20 protein-coding genes are annotated in these 18,035 nt (G+C 73.7%); 7 read left to right on the plus strand and 13 right to left on the minus strand.

Annotated elements, in window-relative coordinates; all coding sequences use genetic code 11:
- Positions 1 to 67 precede the first annotated feature (67 nt).
- The 4 genes from QSK21_RS04105 (at position 68) to QSK21_RS36345 (ending at position 3,941) form a co-directional block, all read left to right on the plus strand.
- Positions 68 to 889 carry an HAD-IIA family hydrolase gene (locus QSK21_RS04105; protein WP_285693815.1) on the plus strand — a complete coding sequence of 274 codons (822 nt, stop codon included), beginning with the start codon at positions 68 to 70 and terminating at the stop codon, positions 887 to 889.
- 387 nt (positions 890 to 1,276) lie between these two features.
- On the plus strand, positions 1,277 to 2,101 hold the full coding sequence (locus QSK21_RS04110) for a DUF3152 domain-containing protein (protein ID WP_285693816.1): 825 nt from the start codon (positions 1,277 to 1,279) through the stop codon (positions 2,099 to 2,101).
- Positions 2,102 to 2,174: 73 nt separating this feature from the next.
- A complete protein-coding gene (locus QSK21_RS04115; RefSeq protein ID WP_285693817.1) occupies positions 2,175 to 2,798 on the plus strand; it encodes a YigZ family protein in 624 nt (207 codons plus the stop codon).
- Between the two features lie 99 nt (positions 2,799 to 2,897).
- A complete protein-coding gene (locus QSK21_RS36345; protein ID WP_285693818.1) occupies positions 2,898 to 3,941 on the plus strand; it encodes a histidine kinase in 1,044 nt (347 codons plus the stop codon).
- 1,503 nt (positions 3,942 to 5,444) lie between these two features.
- Here QSK21_RS36345 and QSK21_RS04125 read toward each other — a convergent pair.
- The 10 genes from QSK21_RS04125 to QSK21_RS04165 all read right to left on the minus strand — a co-directional run bounded on the left by QSK21_RS04125 (position 5,445) and on the right by QSK21_RS04165 (position 9,500).
- On the minus strand, positions 5,445 to 5,804 hold the full coding sequence (locus QSK21_RS04125; protein WP_285693819.1) for a gas vesicle protein K: 360 nt from the start codon (positions 5,802 to 5,804) through the stop codon (positions 5,445 to 5,447).
- Entirely contained in the window at positions 5,801 to 6,025 is a 225-nt protein-coding gene (locus tag QSK21_RS04130) for a gas vesicle protein (protein ID WP_285693820.1), read from the minus strand. Before QSK21_RS04130 ends, QSK21_RS04125 begins: the two co-directional genes overlap by 4 nt.
- Positions 6,022 to 6,810: a GvpL/GvpF family gas vesicle protein gene (locus tag QSK21_RS04135; protein ID WP_285693821.1), complete on the minus strand. Its 789-nt coding sequence runs from the start codon at positions 6,808 to 6,810 to the stop codon at positions 6,022 to 6,024. The genes QSK21_RS04130 and QSK21_RS04135 overlap by 4 nt, the downstream gene beginning before the upstream one ends.
- Positions 6,807 to 7,172 carry a gas vesicle protein gene (locus QSK21_RS04140; RefSeq protein WP_285693822.1) on the minus strand — a complete coding sequence of 122 codons (366 nt, stop codon included), beginning with the start codon at positions 7,170 to 7,172 and terminating at the stop codon, positions 6,807 to 6,809. Before QSK21_RS04140 ends, QSK21_RS04135 begins: the two co-directional genes overlap by 4 nt.
- Positions 7,173 to 7,214: 42 nt before the next feature.
- Positions 7,215 to 7,508, minus strand: a complete 294-nt coding sequence (gvpO, locus tag QSK21_RS04145; protein WP_285693823.1) for a gas vesicle protein GvpO — start codon at positions 7,506 to 7,508, stop codon at positions 7,215 to 7,217.
- 37 nt (positions 7,509 to 7,545) lie between these two features.
- Positions 7,546 to 7,773 (minus strand): gas vesicle protein GvpG, encoded by a 228-nt coding sequence (locus QSK21_RS04150; RefSeq protein WP_285693825.1) that lies wholly within the window; start codon positions 7,771 to 7,773, stop codon positions 7,546 to 7,548.
- A 3-nt stretch (positions 7,774 to 7,776) separates the two neighbouring features.
- On the minus strand, positions 7,777 to 8,544 hold the full coding sequence (locus tag QSK21_RS04155; protein ID WP_285693827.1) for a GvpL/GvpF family gas vesicle protein: 768 nt from the start codon (positions 8,542 to 8,544) through the stop codon (positions 7,777 to 7,779).
- Positions 8,541 to 8,732 (minus strand): hypothetical protein, encoded by a 192-nt coding sequence (locus QSK21_RS36055; protein WP_352231247.1) that lies wholly within the window; start codon positions 8,730 to 8,732, stop codon positions 8,541 to 8,543. Before QSK21_RS36055 ends, QSK21_RS04155 begins: the two co-directional genes overlap by 4 nt.
- On the minus strand, positions 8,717 to 8,872 hold the full coding sequence (locus QSK21_RS36060; protein ID WP_502871500.1) for a hypothetical protein: 156 nt from the start codon (positions 8,870 to 8,872) through the stop codon (positions 8,717 to 8,719). Before QSK21_RS36060 ends, QSK21_RS36055 begins: the two co-directional genes overlap by 16 nt.
- Positions 8,873 to 9,152: 280 nt before the next feature.
- Positions 9,153 to 9,500 carry a hypothetical protein gene (locus QSK21_RS04165; RefSeq protein ID WP_285693828.1) on the minus strand — a complete coding sequence of 116 codons (348 nt, stop codon included), beginning with the start codon at positions 9,498 to 9,500 and terminating at the stop codon, positions 9,153 to 9,155.
- A 262-nt stretch (positions 9,501 to 9,762) separates the two neighbouring features.
- Between QSK21_RS04165 and QSK21_RS04170 the strand changes: the two genes are divergently transcribed.
- Complete coding sequence (locus QSK21_RS04170) at positions 9,763 to 10,983, plus strand: DUF5005 domain-containing protein (RefSeq protein WP_285693829.1); 1,221 nt, start codon at positions 9,763 to 9,765, stop codon at positions 10,981 to 10,983.
- An 88-nt stretch (positions 10,984 to 11,071) separates the two neighbouring features.
- Here the strand turns inward: QSK21_RS04170 and QSK21_RS04175 are convergent, their stop codons facing one another.
- From QSK21_RS04175 to QSK21_RS04185, 3 genes are all read right to left on the minus strand, one after another.
- Positions 11,072 to 12,769, minus strand: coding sequence for a glycerol-3-phosphate dehydrogenase/oxidase (locus tag QSK21_RS04175; protein WP_285693830.1), 1,698 nt, complete (start codon positions 12,767 to 12,769; stop codon positions 11,072 to 11,074).
- A 120-nt stretch (positions 12,770 to 12,889) separates the two neighbouring features.
- Positions 12,890 to 14,431: a glycerol kinase GlpK gene (gene glpK / locus QSK21_RS04180; protein WP_285693832.1), complete on the minus strand. Its 1,542-nt coding sequence runs from the start codon at positions 14,429 to 14,431 to the stop codon at positions 12,890 to 12,892.
- A gap of 67 nt (positions 14,432 to 14,498) precedes the next feature.
- Positions 14,499 to 15,368, minus strand: coding sequence for an MIP/aquaporin family protein (locus QSK21_RS04185; protein WP_285693833.1), 870 nt, complete (start codon positions 15,366 to 15,368; stop codon positions 14,499 to 14,501).
- Positions 15,369 to 15,652: 284 nt separating this feature from the next.
- Here QSK21_RS04185 and QSK21_RS04190 point away from each other — a divergent pair, with 284 nt between their 5' ends.
- Together QSK21_RS04190 and glpK (QSK21_RS04195) are read left to right on the plus strand one after the other, a co-directional pair.
- Positions 15,653 to 16,456 carry an IclR family transcriptional regulator gene (locus tag QSK21_RS04190; RefSeq protein WP_285693834.1) on the plus strand — a complete coding sequence of 268 codons (804 nt, stop codon included), beginning with the start codon at positions 15,653 to 15,655 and terminating at the stop codon, positions 16,454 to 16,456.
- Positions 16,457 to 16,483: 27 nt separating this feature from the next.
- A complete protein-coding gene (gene glpK / locus QSK21_RS04195; protein WP_285693835.1) occupies positions 16,484 to 18,019 on the plus strand; it encodes a glycerol kinase GlpK in 1,536 nt (511 codons plus the stop codon).
- The last annotated feature ends 16 nt before the right edge of the window (positions 18,020 to 18,035 follow it).

The raw sequence follows: 18,035 nt of genomic DNA on the forward strand, positions 1-18,035 counted from the left end.
CGGGGCCGGCCGGGACCGGCGCCGAGGCGGGGCGGGGGCGGGTCGTGGTGCTGCGAGAATGGGGGGTATGACCGAGCGCAAGCCGATCGAGTACTGGCTGTCGGACATGGACGGGGTCCTGGTGCACGAGGGCCATCCGATTCCGGGGGCCGAGGAGTTCATCACCCGGCTGTCGCGGTCGGGCACCCCCTTCCTCGTCCTGACCAACAACTCGATCTACACGCCGCGGGACCTGTCGGCCCGGCTGGCCTCGATGGGCCTGGCCGTGCCGGCCGCGTCGATCTGGACCTCCGCGCTGGCGACCGCGCAGTTCCTGTCCGACCAGCGCCCCGAGGGGTCGGCGTACGTGATCGGTGAGGCGGGGCTGACCACGGCGCTGCACGAGGCCGGGTACATCCTGACCGACATCGATCCCGACTACGTGGTGCTGGGGGAGACCCGCACCTATTCGTTCTCGCAGATCACCCGGGCGGTGCGGCTGATCGAGGGCGGCGCCCGGTTCATCGCGACCAATCCCGACCCGATCGGCCCGTCCACGGAGGGGTCGCTGCCGGCGTGCGGCGCGGTCGCCGCGATGATCACCCGTGCGACGGGGGTGGACCCGTACTTCGTCGGCAAGCCGAACCCGCTGATGATGCGGACGGCGCTGAACCGGGTGGGCGGCCATTCGGAGTGCACCGCGATGATCGGGGACCGGATGGACACCGACGTCGTCGCGGGCGTGGAGGCCGGGCTGGAGACGATCCTGGTGCTGAGCGGGGTGACGTCGAAGGAGGAGATCGACCGGTTCCCGTTCCGTCCCTCGCATGTGGTGCCGTCCATCGCCGACGTGCTGCCGATGCTCGGTGAACGCTCCGGCGCCCCCGCGGCCGTCGACCCGCCCGCCTGACCTGCAAGCCCGACCTGCCCTCTGACCTGCCCTCTGACCTGCGAGCCCGATCCTGCGCGCCCGGCCGGTTGCCCGGCGTGGCCGTCCGATCCGGCCGCCCTGCCCCCGCTTCCCCCAACATTGTCACGTTGGGCGATCGTACGGATACAATGCGTGATGATACGTGGGTGATCTTCGCGATGCGCCGGTCGGAGGGGTGTCGCGGCCGGGGGACGGGGAGCAATGCAGCGACTCAGGGGGCCCGGGCGGGTTCCGGCACCAGCGCGGCCCGCGGGACGCCGCCGGCACCGTCGGCGCCGCAGGGCGTGGGCGGCGGTGTGGTTGGCGGCGTGGACGCGTCCGCACCGGCACGGCCGGACGGGATATCGCGGCTCACGGGCGGTCCGCGTGCGCAGGCTGCCGGGGGGCGCGGTGACCGTCGTGGTGGCCGCGGTGACGGTGGTCGCGGGCGCGGGCCTGGTGATGTGGGGTCAGACGGGCACCGCGGGTGACGCCGTGGCCAGGGGCGGCGCGCGCACCCACGCCCATCTGGCCCACCCGGGCGGCGCGTCCGCGGGCTCCGGCGCGGGGGACGTGCGCTCCGGTCAGGACGCGGATGCGGCCGCTCGGGCGGGCGCGCGGGCGGGCGCGGCGCGGGCGGGGGTGGTCAACGGCAGGCGGCAGCCGCCGCGGGTACCGGTGCCGTGGTCGGCGTCGGGCCGTTACCTGGTGGTGCCCGGCTCGGCCCAGGCGCCGCCGGGCCCGGGACGGGTGGTGCGGTACGCGGTGGAGGTGGAGCGGGGCCTGCCGTTCGCGGCCGCGGCGTTCGCGGCGCAGGTGCACCGGGTGCTGAACGATCCGCGCGGCTGGGGGCGGGGCGGCGCGATGCGGTTCACGCGGGTCTCGCGGGGGCCGGTGCGGTTCCGGGTGGCGCTGTCGAGCCCGGCGATGACCGAACGGATGTGCCTGCCGCTGCGCACCGACGGGCTGCTGTCGTGCCACAGCCACGGCCGTTCGGTGATCAACGCGCGGCGGTGGGGTCAGGGCGCCCGCCCGTACGGCGCCGACCTGGCCGCCTACCGGGAGTACCTGATCAATCACGAGGTGGGGCACGCGCTGGGGCACGGTCACCGGTACTGCCCGGGGCGGGGCAGGCGCGCGCCGGTGATGGTGCAGCAGACCAAGTCGCTGTACGGGTGCCGCCCCAACCCGTGGCCGTTCCCGCACCCCTGACCCCCGTTCCCTGACCCCCGGTCCCCGGGCGGCCCGCCCGCGGGGCGGCCGGGCGTTAGACTCGGGCGCCATCATGCGGCTGATCAGGAACGCGGGATCGCACGAGCTGGAGATCCGCAAGTCCCGGTTCGTGTGCACGCTGGCGCGGGCGGCCTCGGAGGACGAGGCGGTGCGGTTCATCGCCGCGCACCGCCGCGCGCACCGCGACGCCACCCACAACTGCACCGCCTACGTGGTGGGGGAGCTGGGGGAGATCACCAAGTCCGGTGACGACGGGGAGCCGGCGGGCACGGCGGGGGTGCCGATGCTGGAGGTGCTGGTCCGGCGGGGCCTGACCGATGTGGTGGCGGTGGTGACGCGGTATTTCGGCGGGGTGAAGCTGGGCGCGGGCGGGCTGGCGCGCGCCTACGGGCGGGCGGTGTCGGAGGCGGTGGACGCGGTCGGGGTGGTGGAGCGGGTGCCGGTGGTGACGGTGACGGTGCGGGTGGAGCACGCGCTGGCGGGCCGGTTCCTGGGTGATCTGCACGGTTCGGGGCGGGTGCCGGGTGATGTGCGGTACGGGGACGCGGTCGAGGCGGACGTGGCGGTCGCGGTGCCGGAGGTGGAGGGGTTCGAGGCGTGGGCGGCGGAGGTCACCGGCGGCCGTGCCCGTACCCGCCGTGGCGCGCCGGGTTTCGTGGAGGTCCCCGTCCCCTGACGTCCCCGGTGACGTCCCCGGTGACGCCTCCGGGGACGGCGGCGCGGGGTTGACTTTCGTCGGTATCGGCCGGGCCGTCCCGCTTGTAGCCTGGCGTGCGTGAGCGGGGCGAACGGCGGGAGCAGCCCGCCCGGCGCCCGCCGGCGCCGGGCGGGCGTGCCACGACGCTGGTCACCGGCCCGTCCCCGCCGCACCACCGCACCCCTCCCCGCCGGATCGGCGGAGACGGCCCGTACGCGCCCGGACCGCCCGGACCGCCCGGGCCGTCCGGTGGCGCGTGTGGTGTGCGCGAACGCGGCGCTGTACGTGGCCCTGGCGTTCCCGGTGGCGCTGGGGATGCTGGGGCCACGGCCGGGGGACCCGGCGTGGTGGGTGCAGGGCGCGGGGCTGGCGTTGCTGGCGGTGGCGGTCGCGGCAGGCCGGGCCAGGCCGCTGCTGTCGCTGCTGATCGTGGCGGGCTTGTGCGCGGTGCACGGCAACTTCGTGTTCGGGTTCCCGGTCATGGCCTATCTGACCGGGCGGCGCCTGGCCGGCGCCCGGCAGGTGCTGTGGGCGTTCACCGGCATCTGCGTGGCCGGCGCGGCGTTCAACATCGCCCGTGGCGTCGAGGTCACCGAGTGGTTCCCGGTCACCATCTACCTGGTGCTGCTGGGGGTGCTGCCGTGGCTGGCGGGCCGGGCCTGGCGGCAGTACCAGGAACTGGTGTACGCGGGCTGGGAGCGGGCCGAGTGGCTGGAGCACCAGCAGCGCATCACCGCCGAGCGGGAGCGGCTGCGCGAGCGCGCCCGTATCGCGCGGGACATGCACGACTCGCTGGGGCACGAGCTGGCGCTGAGAGCCCGGCTCGGGCACGCTGTACTCACTCCTTACTCACTCCCTGTCTCCTCGCCGATCGTCGGCCCCGTCGCCCTCGTATGCGATGAAGCCCAGCTCGTTGAGCGCGGCCGGGATGCGGTGCGCGCTGGCCTTGGGCACGCCCGAGTCGGCGGCGATGTCGGCCAGCCGCCGCGGCCTCCAGGACGTTCAGTGCCTTGCTCACCGCGTTGCCCGCCGAGGACGAGCGTCCGCCCCGCCGCTGCTCACCGGCATCGGAACCCGGGCGGTCATCGACCCGAGCCGCGTAGCGGCGCGGCCACCGCCTGAGCCCTGACCGGTGCCGGCGCGGGGCTTTGTACCCGGATGGTTGCGGCTGTTTCGTTGGGGCGGCCAGGCGAAGGCCCCGGCGACGAAACCTGGGGCGCGTGCGCCCACTTCAAGGGGGCACTTCAAGGGGGCATGGACACTCGCCCGAACCACACGACACCGGCCATCGGCCGCGCCAGGCCATCACGTTCACCCTGACATGCCGGCGGGCTCGGCGCTGGAACGTCGGCCCGGCAGGGTCCCGGTCGTGGTGCCGTCCTTTGGAGAAAGCGCAGGGTTCGCGCCGCGCCGCTGAGGAATCTGCATCGGGGCCGAGCCATCTCGTCGAAGATCCCGTTCCTGATGGCTCTGGTGGCACGCCGGTGCGGGATCCAGCGGGCACCGTACCGGCGGTCGCAGGTGGGCCGTGCCGCCGTGTCGCGGCGTCGCGCGTCCGCCGCCTGAGGCCGGGCGCCACGCCGGCGCGATGAATCGCGATGAATGTGGTCCGCTCGCCGGTGCCCGGTAAGGCCGCCTATGGGTCCTTCCGGACCCCTCCTGCCTTTGGTTGATAATGAACATTATGTCAAGTAGCGCTTGCGCTCGGCTCCGAAGGAGATCCCTCAGCGGCGCGGCGCGAACCTGCGCTTTACTCCAGCGGCAAGCCCCCGCGAACCACACGACACCGGCCATCGGCCGCGCCAGGCCACTACGTTCAGTCTGGGCGGCGTTCGACGCGCGCTCCGCCGCGCCACAGCCGGTCTGACCCGCGCCCGCAAGGCCCGTCCCGGGACGGAATTCGCCCCGGGACGGGCCTTGCGGGCGGTGGCGAGCGGGGCCCAGCCCCGAGGCGCTGACCGCGCCGACGACCAGCAGGCCGCGCCCGCCCTCTGACATGCCGGCGGCGAACCGGGCCGATCGGCAGGGTCCCGGTCGTGGTGCTGTCCTTGTCGAACATGGGATGCGTCCGGCTCGGTGTCCCGGCCATCGTGCCGCTCGCACACAGAGCTGACGGGCACGGCGATGGTCGGCCTGCGCCTGGCCTCCCCTCGTCCCATCCAGCGGTCGCATGTGAGCGGCGCTGCCGCGTTCGGTCATCGTGACCGGTGTCGGAAGCCACTGGCCCAAGGTTGTAGTGCACGCGACTGCGGTTCGCGTGCACGCGTCCGCCCGCTGCGGCCCTTGCCGACCGTGACGGCCAGCAGGCGCCCGACGCGTCCACCGGTGGCGGCAGGTCGCCCGGATGCGAGTGCTTCATCGCCACCAGGGCCGCGTCGGTGGCATGCCATGGATGTCGGCCTCGGCGAAGGCGAACGCCGACGCCGCCCGGGACTGCCACCGGACCATCCACGCATGCGCCCCGACCCGGCGTTCCTCACACACGCCCTTCGCCTTGATACTCGCGCGGCCGTGTCCGAGTGCCCTCTGTCGTCGGCCGGGTGCGCGAGACTGCACGGGCTGGGTGGCGGTCCTGACCAGGACGGCCAAGGTGTCGAGGCGCTCTGACCGCGGGACGGTAGCGGCTCAGAGGAGGGGGCCGAGGGGGCCTAGGTCGAGGTTGAGGTCGTTGTCGGTGAGGCCGAAGTGGTTCTTGAGGCGGGTCATGGCCTCCTCGAGGCGCATCAGGGCCAGGCCGAGCCGTTCGATCTGCTCGTCGGTGAGGTCGCCGTCTTCGGCGCGGCGTAGTGCCTGGCGTTCCATGAGCTGGCGGACGAGTTCGACCAGGGTGAGCACGAGTTTGACCAGGTCGCGTTCCACGGTTTCGGGTTCGGACCGCAACCGCTGCATCACGGGACCGGTGGCGGGTGCGGGCCGTGCCGGGCCTGGGCGCGTCCAGGGTGCCGCGTCATGGGTGTGGCCGTTCCTGCGGGCGGGTTCGCTCATGGGGTCTGCTCTCCGGCCGTCCGCGGCAGGATGTCCTGGCTGATGGTGGTGATCAGGGCGCGCAGCGACACCCGCACCAGGTCGACCTCGGCGATGGAGATGACCAGGTCGCCGCTGATGACCACGCCGCCGGCCAGGAGCCGGTCCAGCAGGTCGACCAGCGCGATGCGTTCCATCGGGGGGCCGGTGCCCGGGTGGTCGGCGTACACGGGCACGGTCATGCGCCGTCCTCCGTGCCGTCGTGTGCGGTGATGAAGGAGTAGGGCGGCCAGGGCCCGGTGACCTCCACCTCGATGCCCTCCAGGTGGTCCGCCGCGGTGCGGGCCGATTCCACGAACCGGTGGGCGTGGTCGTCGTCGACCAGGTAGGCGGCGTTGAGGACGAGGGTGCCCTGCCGTCCTGACAGGCGGGGGTCCTGCGGCGGGTGGTGGCGGGCGGCCACGGCACGGCCGGCGAGCTCGGCGTGCAGTCCTTCGGCCAGGCCGGCGAGGTGCCGGGCGGCGCGCTCGCGGCGGCGCCGCTGGTCCTGGCGGCGCCTGAGGTAGGCGGTGCCCGCTCCCCCGCCACCGGGACCGCGCTCGGGTTCCTGTGTGGCTTGTGGGGGGTGGGCGTAGGCTTTCACGCCCCATTCGGTACGGCCGGTGATGCCGTCCAGGACGCGTGTGAAATGCGCCCGCTGCCGGGTGAGGACCTGGCGGACGCGGTCGTCGTCGCGGTAGAGGGTGGCGATGCGCACCGGGGCGGTGGGGGCGTTGCGGGCGGCCAGGCCGACCACGTCGTGGTGGGCGCGCGCGGTGTCCTCCAGGAACCGCAGGTCCTCGAGGTTGGCGCGCAGGGCCTGCTCCCCGTACCGGTCCAGGCGCGCGGTGCTGACCAGCGCGGTCAGCCCCGCGGCGGTGACGGCGCGGACGGGCGCGGCGTCGACGCCGGTGACGCCGTCCAGCGCGGCGGGGTCCAGGTCGCGTGTCACCCCGTACAGGTACACCGCGGTGCCGTCGCCGCTCACCGCCGGGCCTCCTCTTCCAGGGCTTGGAGGCGTGCACGCAGCCGGTGGTTCTCCTCCATCAGCTCATCGGGCGCTGCGACTTCGTGGCGGGCGCGTGAGGACAGCGACGGGTCGTGTTCCCACCAGTCGATGCCCATCTCCTTGGCTCGGTCGACCGAGGCGACCAGCAGCCGCAGCCTGATGGTGAGCAGCTCGATGTCCAGCAGGTTCACCCGGATGTCCCCGACGATCACGATGCCCTTGTCGAGGATGCGCTCCAGCAGGTCGGCGAGGTTGGCGGGCCCGGCGCCGGGCGGCGGGCCGGGCCGGGCGGCCGCGGCGCCGCGCGCGCCGCGCGCGCCGCTCCAGGGGATCTCGCTCACGTGACTTCGGTGTCCTTTCCATGGCGGACGGTGTGCCCCGGGTCAGTCGGTGCCGGTGCGGCCCCGCGGGTAGCGGCGCAGGCGCCGGTAGGAGACCAGGTCGCCGTCGTCGTCGACCTCGGCCTGATAGGCGGCCAGGATGTCGGCGGAGTCGGGGATGCGGTGGGTCTCGACGACCTCGACGGTCACGCGCCAACCCCCGCCGCTCCCCCGCTCCCCCTCGCCCGAGTGGTGGCCGCCGGCGCGTTCGATCCCGATGACGCACTCGGCGGCGCGGCCGGTCATCGTGGTGACATGGTGGACGGCGCGTTCGGCGGCGTCACAGGCGGACAGCATGCTCACCCCTTCCCTTCGGCCCGCCGCGCCCGGCGCCTCAGGCGCGGCCGGTCAGCCTGCGGACCAGTTCCTCTTCACGCCCGGCCGCCTCCTGCTCGCTCATCTGCCCGGCCGCGACCGCGTCGGCGATGTCCCGCATCTCCGCCGCGACACGCCCCGCGTCGTACAGCTGCGCCTCCGCCTGCTCCTGCAGCACCTCGGCGAGCCACACCACGCCCCGCACGGGCGCCAGCGGCAACGTCAGCAGGCCGGTGACCATGCCCATCGCTCACGCCTCCGGGACGAAGTCGTACGGCGGCAGCGGCCCGATCAGCCGCAGCGTGATGCGGTCGGCATGCCGCGCCCCCAGGTCACGCACGGCCCCCTCGAAACGGTCCCGGCGGTCACGCGAGACCAGGAACGCCGCGTCCACCACGTCCTCCTGCCGCGCCGGCGGCTTGCGCACCAGCGCCTCGGCGGCCGGTGCCAGCGCCTCCAGCAGCGCCTGCCCGTCACGGTCACGGCGCCGCTCCAGCGACTGCGCGATCATCTCCCCCAGCCGCACCCGGTCGTAGTGGGCGGCCTCGGCGGCATCGTCGGGGACCTGCCTGATCCGGGCGTTGAGATCGGCGATCTCCGGCTCCTCGGCCATGGCTTCCCGCAGCACCGCCTCCTGCACGTAGGTGCCGCGCACCCGCAGCTCCACACGCCCGTCCAGATGGTCCAGCACCTCGGCGAGCCGTTCGGCGTTGGCGGCCAGCAGCTCCTCACGCACCGCGCCGGGCCCGGCCAGCACCGCGCCGAACCGGAACGGCGCCACCACCCCGCCGCCCTCCAGGAACGCCTCCAGCACCCGCTGATGCGCGACCAGATCGCCGCGCTCCCCCAAAGGCCGCTGAACGGGCAGATCACCGGCCACGGCCGCGCACCGCTCATGCTCGATCAGCCGGACCGGCTGGTCCTCGACACCCGTCAGCCCATCGGGCACCGCGACGCCGGGACGGGTGACGCCGTACACGTACTGCGGGACCTGCTGCTCCGAGGCCGCGGTGGTCATTCCTGGTCCTCCTTGCGGGACGAGCGGCGCCGCGCAGGCTGCCGCTCCTTGCCCTGCCCACCGTCCTTCTCACCGGAGCTCTCCTCGGACTCGGATCCGCCGAAGGTCTCCTTGAGCTTCTCCTGCGCGCCCTGCAGCGCGCCCTTGGTCTTGCGTCCGGCACCCGACTCGGTCAGGCCCCCCACCATCTCCGGCAGCCCCTGGGCGTATTACCGGTGCTCGCCAGGTCCAGACGGTTGCACGCCTCGGCGAAACGCAGGTAGGTGTCCACACTGGCCACCACGATCCGCACGTCCACGGTCAGGATCTCGATACCGACCAGCGCCACCCGCGCGTACAGGTCGATGACCAGGCCCTTTGGTAGGTGGTGCCGGAGGTCTGCTGGGCGATCGGCCCGCTCATCTCATCCACTCCTTCTCGGCCCTTGCCGGCGTCGTTCGCAGGCCGGTCTCGTACCCGAGCACAACGGACTAAACGGGCACCCAGGAAACGGTCATCACCACACCAAAACCCCCGCCCCTCCCCCGCCTTCCCGCACGCGTGCACGCCAAGGACCGGACCGGAGATCCCACCCCGGCCCGGTCCCGGGCCACCGGCCCGCGCCGCCGTCAGCGCCTGCGCGCCAGCCGGCGCGCCACCACCACGGCCGCACCCGCGGCCGCCACAGCGGGCGCCGCACGCAGCAACCGCCGCACGGTCATCAGCCTGCCGAGCCTGACGACCTGACCGGGCAGCGCGACCGCCGTCCCGGCCACCCGGCCGGCACCCTGCCGCACACCCTCACCGGCCCGCCGCGCCGTGCCACCGGCATGAGACGCCGCCTTCGACGCGGTCCTCGTAGCGGTCTTCGAGGCGGTCTTGGACGCCGCACCGGACGCGCGCGAGGCGTTCCTGGCGGCCTTCGAACCGGTCTTGACCCTGCCGTCCTTGCCGCCGTCCGCGGCGTCCTGCTTCACACGGTGAACGCCACCATCAGGCGTCGAGGGGGTTCCCACTGTCACGTTCCTTCCATTCCGGGGGCAGCCCGCGGCAGGCCGGACGCGACCGCGCCCCCTCCCGCAGGCCCTAGCCGCACTACCCCGCCTGCCCGCGGTAAACCCGCCCCCACGAACGGGCACGTCCGGATGGTCGGATCCGGCCCCACCGTTCCGCGCTATCGTTTCCACCCGGACCGCCCCCGCCGCCGGGCCGGCACCGGCAGCGCACCAGGAGGACCCCATGGCGCGACGGCCACCCCGCGCCCGCACCACCATCCTCATCGCCGCCGCGCTCGCCACCCTCACCACTCCCCTGCTCGGCCCCTCCACCGCGCCACCCCCACCCGACGCCGCACCACCCGCACGCGTCCTGTCCCGGTACGAAACCTCCGCACCCGGCAACCACATCGACCGCGACTGCGGCTACTCCGCCCCCCAGCCTGGAACGCGCCGCCAAGCCCTCTGGCTGTTCTGCGACTCGGCATGGACGGGCACCGACCGCGGACTCTGGTTCGGCGCCACCGCCGCCACCGGCCCCTACCGCCCCGGCCGCGTTCCCACCAGCCTCACCGAACTCCCCCCACCACCCGCACCACCCTCCGACACCCCCGCACCGCACCCACCACGGGGCATGCTTCACACGCCCCCCGGCATCGTCCTGCCCACCACCAGCCACCAGCCCACCCCGCAGCAGACGCCACAGAACACCCCGCAGCCCGCCACCATCCCGTGCCGCATTCCCGGCAACGCCTACAGCGCATCCTGGATCTCAGGCGTCACCGCCATCCCCGGCACCGACACCCTTCTCATCACCTACATCGACGTGTGCGTCCACGGCACCACCATCTCCAACCAAGCCTTCGGCCTGGTCCAGTACCGCCCCGCCACCAACGCCCTCGGCCCCCAGTCCCGCGTGTTCACCACCCCCACCGGGCTGCCCTTCCAGCACGCCCTCGGCTCCCCCGTCATCACCGGCGGCCACCTCTACCTGTACGGGTCCACCTGCGACACCCAAGCCTTCGGCGCCTGCGCCACCGGCCGCGTCACCCTCGCACGCGTCCCCGCCCGCCCCCACGCCTGGACCGACCCCGCCGCCTACCGCTGGCGCACCGCCCACGGCTGGACCCCCGACCCCGCCCAAGCCGCCACCCTCCTCCCAGGCGCCGCACCCATTGCCGTCCACGCCGCCGACTACACCACCACCGGCAACGGCTACGCCCTCATCGAGCAGCGCACCCTGGGCGGCGACTTCCAGATCTGGCGCGCACCCCACCCCACCGGCCCGTGGAAACCCCTCCGCCGGGGACGCATGCCCTGCGGCGGCCAATCCGGCGTCAACCTCTGCCGCGCCTACATCGGCCACCCCGAGCTCAGCACCCGGCGCGACCTGCTCGTCTCCTACTACAACCCTGCCGACGGCCACATCAGCGTCCGCGCTGTCCCCTGGCGAGAAGGCCCCTGACGTCGGCGGGGTTGTGTTCGGGGGGGGTGAGTTGAGGGGTGGGATTGGGTCAACCACCCTCGGTCTTTACGTTGTAAGGTTCAGGTGGTTATGCGGGTGCGGGGCAGGCCGCCTGTTCTCCGGGCAGCGGGCCCTCCTCCCCTCGTTCGGCCCGGACCTGCCGCACGTAGGCGTCGACCTCGGCGGGCACCTGCGCGGCGTCCCACCCCAGCACCGGTGCCATCAGCTCGGCCACGTGGTAGGCGGCCGCCACTCCCCCGTCCTGTTCCTCGATGGTGATGCGGGTGCGGCGCGACAGCACGTCCTCCAGGTGCAGGGCGCCCTCATGGGTGACGGCGTACACGACCTCGGCGCGCAGGTAGTCGGGGGCGCCGGGGACGGGCTCGCCCAGCCCGGCGTCCCGCGCGATCAGGGACAGCAGGTCGGTCGCGCACGCCCCGTACCGCTGGAGGAGGTGTTCCACGCGCGCCACGTGCAGGCCGGATCCGGAGGCCAGGCGGTGCCGTTCGTTCCACAGCACCTCGGAGCCGACCGCGCCCAGGATCGGCAGGCGCGCGGTGACCGAGGCGGGGACGGCGGTGTCCAGGCCGGCGGCGGCCGCGTCGATGGCGTCCTGTGCCATGACCCGGTAGGTGGTGAACTTCCCGCCGGTCACCACCACCAGGCCGGGGACGGGTTCGGCGACGGTGTGCTCGCGTGACAGCCGGGTGGTGTCGCCGCCGTCGCCCGACAGCAGCGGCCGCAGCCCGGCGTAGACGCCAACCACCTCCTGGCGCTCCAGGGGGACGCGCAGCAGCGCGTTGACCTGGTCCAGCAGGTAGTCGACGTCGGCGGAGTCGGCGGCGGCCTCGTCGGGTCCGTGGTCCCAGGGGGTGTCGGTGGTGCCGATGATCCAGTGCCGGCCCCAGGGGATGACGAACAGGACGCTCTTGTCGGTGCGGGTGATCAGCCCGGTGTGCAGGGGGATGCGGTCGCGGCGCACCAGCAGGTGCACGCCTTTGGACGCGCGGACGCTGAAGGGCGTGCGGGTCTGCGCCATCCGCCCGGCGCCGTCGGTCCACACCCCGGTCGCGTTGACGACGCGGCGGGCGCGCACGGCGATCTCCACGCCGGATTCGGCGTCCAGCACGGCGGCGCCGGTGACCCGTTCGCCTTCCCGCAGGAACCCGGTGGCCTCGGCGCGGGTGAGCGCGCACGCGCCGTAGTGCGCGGCGGTGCGGGCGACCATCATGGTGTAGCGGGCGTCGTCGACCTGCGCGTCGTAGTACTGGATGGCGCCGACCAGGGCGTCGGCGCGCAGTCCCGGCGCCTCGCGCAGCGCGCCGCCGCGGGTGAGCTGCCGGTGCCGGGGCATCACCCGGCCGCCGCCCAGTGCCCCGCCCGGGGTCGCTCCCAGCGTGTCGTACAGGGTGACGCCGGCGGCGACGTAGCAGCGTTCCCACAGCCGGTGCCGCAGCGGGTACAGGAACCGCACGGGGCGTACCAGGTGCGGGGCCAGGCGGGTCAGCAGCAGGGACCGTTCCCGCAGCGCCTCGCGGACCAGGCCGAAGTCGCGCTGTTCCAGGTAGCGCAGCCCGCCGTGGATCAGCTTGCTGGAGCGGGAGGAGGTGCCGGCGGCCCAGTCGCGTGCCTCCACCAGCGCGACCGACAGGCCGCGGGAGACCGCGTCCAGCGCGGCGCCGGCGCCGACGATGCCGCCGCCGACCACCAGCACGTCGAACTCGGTGTCGGCCAGGCGCCGCAGGGCGTCGCGGCGGTACTGCGGTCCCAGGGGTACCGATGTCACTGCAGGCTCCTCAGGCGTCAAAAGGGCGTCGGAAGGGCGTGGGTAGGGCGTGGGAAGGGCGTCGGATGGGGAGGGGCGGGCGGGGCCGGGTGCCGGTGCCCGGGCCCCGCCCACGTCGGTTCAGCCGGCCGCGCCCTCGCCCGGCGTGTCCAGGTCGACCCAGTCCAGGGTGCGCTGGACGGCCTTCTTCCAGCCGGCGTAGCCGCGTTCGCGGCGCTGCCCGTCCCAGGTCGGCTCCCAGCGGCGCGCCTGGTTCCAGTTCTGCCGCAGCTCGTCGGTGGACTTCCAGAACCCGGTGGCCAGCCCGGCCGCGTACGCGGCGCCCAGCGCGGTGGTCTCGGCCACCACCGGCCGTGACACCGGCACGCCCAGCACGTCCGCCTGGATCTGCATGCACAGCTCGTTGGCGGTGACGCCGCCGTCGACCTTGAGCACGTCCAGGGCCACGCCGGAGTCCTCCCGCATCGCCTCCACCACGTCGCGGGTCTGGTAGCAGATCGCCTCCAGCGTCGCGCGCGCCACGTGCGCGTTGGTGTTGAAGCGGGACAGCCCGACGATGGCGCCGCGCGCGTCCGAACGCCAGTAGGGGGCGAACAGCCCGGAGAAGGCCGGGACGAAGTAGACGCCGCCGTTGTCCTCCACCTGCCGGGCCAGCGACTCGCTCTGCGCGGCGCCGGAGATGATGCCGAGCTGGTCGCGCAGCCACTGCACCGCCGACCCGGTCACCGCGATCGACCCTTCCAGCGCGTAGACGGGGGCGTCCTGCCCGAGCTGGTAGCACACGGTGGTCAGCAGGCCGTTGGCCGACCGCACCGGCTGGGTGCCGGTGTTGAGCAGCAGGAAGTTGCCGGTGCCGTAGGTGTTCTTGGCCTGGCCCGGTTCGAAGCAGACCTGGCCGACGGTGGCGGCCTGCTGGTCGCCGAGCGCGGCGGTCAGCGGGACCTGCCCGCCCAGCGGCCCGTCGTCGCGGGTGGTGCCGTAGCCGCGGGGGTCGGAGGAGGGGCGGATGCGCGGGAGCATGGCGCGGGGGATGCCGAAGAAGCCCAGCAGCTCGTCGTCCCAGTCCAGGGTCTCCAGGTCCATCAGCATCGTGCGGCTGGCGTTGGTGACGTCGGTGACGTGCACGCCGCCGTCGATGCCTCCGGTCAGGTTCCACAGCAGCCAGGTGTCGGTGGTGCCGAACAGGGCGTCACCGGCCTCGGCGGCCTCGCGGACGCCGTCGACGTTCTCCAGGATCCACTGGACCTTCCCGGCGGAGAAGTAGGTCGCGGGGGGCAGGCCCGCCTTGCGGCGGATCACCTCGCCGCGGCCGTCGCGTTCCAGCGCCGCGGCGATCCGGTCGGTGCGGGTGTCCTGCCACACGATCGCGTTGTAGTACGGGCGGCCGGTGCGGCGGTCCCACACCACGGCGGTCTCGCGCTGGTTGGTGATGCCGAGGGCGGCCAGGTCGCCGGGGCCCAGGTTCGCGGTGGTCAGCGTGGTCTGGATGACGGCGCGGGTGCGTTCCCAGATCTCGGTGGGGTTGTGCTCCACCCAGCCGGCGCGGGGCAGGATCTGCTCGTGTTCCAGCTGGTGGCGGGCGATCTCGTTGCCGCCATGGTCGAAGATCATGAACCGGGTGCTGGTGGTGCCCTGGTCGACCGCTCCGACGAACTCGCTCATCGATGACTCTCCTGGTGGGGGCGGGCGCGGCCCGCGCGGGCCGCGCCCCCGGGGGCGTGGTGGGGGGTCAGGCGGCCTCGGCCGGCACCTTGGTGGGCGCGGGCTGGGGCTCGGGCGCGGACGGGCCCGGCAGGAACCGCCCGATCAGGGCCTTGTAGAGGCCGGCGCCGAGCACGCCGCCCACCAGCGGGCCGACGATGGGGACCCAGAAGTACAGGTCGCCGTACTGGTCGCGCCACGCCCCGCCGTACCCGGTCAGGAACGAGGCCAGGCGCGGCCCGAAGTCGCGGGCGGGGTTGATCGCGTACCCGGCGTCGGTGCCCCACGCCATCCCGATGGCGACGACGGCCAGGCCGATGACGAACGGCGCGAGGTTGGCCAGCGGGCCGTCGTTGCGGGCGTCGGTGATCGCCAGCACCAGGAACAGCAGGATCGCGGTGCCGATGATCTGGTCGCGCAGCGCGCCCAGCGACGACACCGGCAGCGTGCCGTTGCCGGGCAGGGTGGAGAACACGCCCTGGGTCTTGATGGTGTGGCCGGGGTCGACGGCGCCGAGCACCTCGGTGTAGTTCCACCGCACGATCAGCGCCGCCACGAACGCGCCCGCGGTCTGCGCCAGCGCGTAGGGCGCGACGCGGCGCCAGGGGAACTCGCGGAACACCGCCAGCGCGACGGTCACCGCGGGGTTGAGGTGCGCGCCGCTGGCCCGCGCCGCCACGTAGACGCCGAGCGTGACGCCCAGCCCCCAGGCCCAGGCGATGCTGTCGTGGTCGCCGATCTGCGCGCCGGCGACCTGCGCGACGACGCCGACGCCGAACAGGATCAGGATCATCGTCCCGGCGAACTCGGCCAGCACGGCGCCCAGCGCCCCGCCGGGGATCGCGGCCGCCTCCGGCGGTGCGCCGCCGGCCCCGTCCATGCTGCTCTTCTCGGTCACAACCTTGCCTCCCTTGGCAAAGGGGGGGGTGGGAGGGCGCCCGCGGAACCCGTCGCGGCGGGACGAGACGGCCCTTCGGCTGCCGAGGACGCTAAGCCGGGACATATCACCGGTCAACGGACATCTGCCGACAATGTCGAACACTTTCGCTGCGGCGGCGCGCACATTACCCTCCCGGATATGCCGCAGATCACAGGGAACGGGCTGGCCCGCCCGGTTCCCCCGGCAATGACGGCGGGCGCCGACATTGTCGGCACCCTTCCGGGAAACATAGGATCGGGCCCATGCCGGGACCGGTGCAGTCGATCGAGCGGGCCGCGGCCATCCTCCGGCTGCTGGCGGCCAGCTCCGGCCGTCTGGGCGTCGGCGAGCTGGCCGCCTCCCTGGGACTGGCGCGCGGCACCGTCCACGGCATCCTGCGCACCCTGGTACGCGTCGGATTCGTCGAACAGGACGAGGCCAGCGGCAAATACCAGCTCGGCGCCGCCCTGCTGCACCTGGGCACCAGCTACCTGGACGTCAACGAGCTGCGCTCACGCGCCATCAACTGGGCCGACGCGCTGGCCGCCCGCAGCGGCGAGGCGGTGCGCATCGGCACCCTGCTGGACGGCAAGGTCCTGGTCGTCCACCACGTGTTCCGCCCCGACGACTCGCTGCAGGCCATGGACATCGGCACGCTCCTGCCCCTGCACGCCAGCGCCCTGGGCAAGGCCCTGCTCGCCCACGACGTCAACGCCGCCGCCGGCATCCGCGGCACCGACCTGGAGGCGTACTGCCGCCGCACCATCACCGACCACCGCGCCCTGGCGCGTTCCCTTACCCGCGTCCGCGAACAGGGCTGGGCCGCCGAGATCGAGGAGATGGTGCTGGGCGAGGCGTCCATCGCCGCGCCCATCCGCGGCCACGGCGGCCTGGTCGTCGGCGCCATCGGCGTGTCCGGCGCCGTCGAGCGCATCTGCCGCACCGACCCCTCCGCCGGCCCCTCCGCCGGCGGCGCCGCCCGCCGCGTCCCCGACCCCGGCCTGGTCGCCTACGTCCGAGACGCCTCCCGCGCCGTCTCCCGCGATCTGGGCGCCTCCCGCTGGTGACACCCCTCCCACCCGGGCGGGGGCGGCATGACCGAGCGGTACGTGATGTCGATCGACCAGGGCACCACCTCCACCCGGTGCATCCTGTTCGACCACAGCGGCCGGCTGGTGTCGGTCGCCCAGCGCGAGCACCGCCAGCACTTCCCCAAACCCGGCTGGGTCGAGCACGACGCCCTGGAGATCTGGCGCAACCTGGAACGCATCGCCCCCGAGGCCCTCGCCCAGGCCGGCGTCACCCCCGGTCAGGTCGCCGCCGCCGGCATCGCCAACCAGCGCGAGACCACCGTCCTGTGGGACCGCGTCACCGGCCTGCCCGCCGGCCGCGCCGTGGTGTGGCAGGACACCCGCACCGACGCCCTCGTCGAGGAACTCGGCCGCGCCCCCGGCGCCGCCCTGGTCGCCGAACGCACCGGCCTGCCCCTGGCCACCTACTTCTCCGCGCCCCGCATCGCCTGGATGCTCGACCACACCCCCGGCCTGCGCGAACGCGCCGAACGCGGCGAAGTGCTGTTCGGCACCATGGAAAGCTGGCTGATCTGGAACCTGACCGGCGGCACCGACGGCGGCGTGCACGTCACCGACGTCACCAACGCCGGCCGCACCCTCCTGATGGACCTGGCCACCCTGTCCTGGGACGACGACCTGCTGGCCTTCTTCGGCGTCCCCCGCGCCATGCTCCCGGAGATCCGCTCCTCCACCGAGATCTACGGCACCGCCCGCCGCGTCTTCCCCGGCGTGCGGATCGGCGCCGCCCTCGGCGACCAGCAGGCCGCCCTGTTCGGCCAGACCTGCTACAGCCCCGGCGAGACCAAATGCACCTACGGCACCGGCGGGTTCCTGCTCATGAACACCGGCAAGGAACCGATCCGCTCGGCCAACGGCCTGCTCACCACCGTCGGCTACAAGATCGGCAACGAGCCCGCCGTGTACGCGCTGGAAGGGTCCATCGCCATCACCGGCGCGCTGGTGCAGTGGTTCCGCGACGGCCTCGGCCTGATCACCACCGCCCCCGAGATCGAGACACTGGCCCGCACCGTCGACGACAACGGCGGCTGCTACATCGTCCCCGCCTTCTCCGGCCTGTTCGCCCCTCACTGGCGCGCCGAGGCCCGCGGCGTCATCGTCGGCCTGACCTCCTACATCACCAAAGGGCACCTGGCCCGCGCCGTCCTGGAGGCCACCGCCTGGCAGACCCGCGAGGTCGTGGACGCGATGAACCGCGACTCCGGCCTGGCCCTGCGGGAACTCAAATCCGACGGCGGCATGACCGCCGACAACCTCCTCATGCAATGCGTCGCCGACGTCCTCAACGTCCCCGTCGTCCGCCCCATGGTGGTGGAGACGGTGTCGCTGGGCGCCGCCTACGCCGCCGGGCTGGCCGTCGGATACTGGGCCGACCTGGAAGGGCTCCGCCGCAACTGGCACCGCGCCGCCCGCTGGGTCCCCGCCATGGACCCCGCCCGCCGCGCCGCCGAGTACCACAACTGGAAACGCGCCGTCGAACGCTCCTTCGACTGGACCCGGACCGGGCCCGTCCCCGCCGAAGACCACGGCCCCACCTGACCCAGGCCCGCCCGGC

The sequence above is a fragment of the Actinomadura sp. NBRC 104412 genome, from assembly GCF_030269515.1.
Classification (GTDB): Bacteria; Actinomycetota; Actinomycetes; order Streptosporangiales; family Streptosporangiaceae; genus Spirillospora.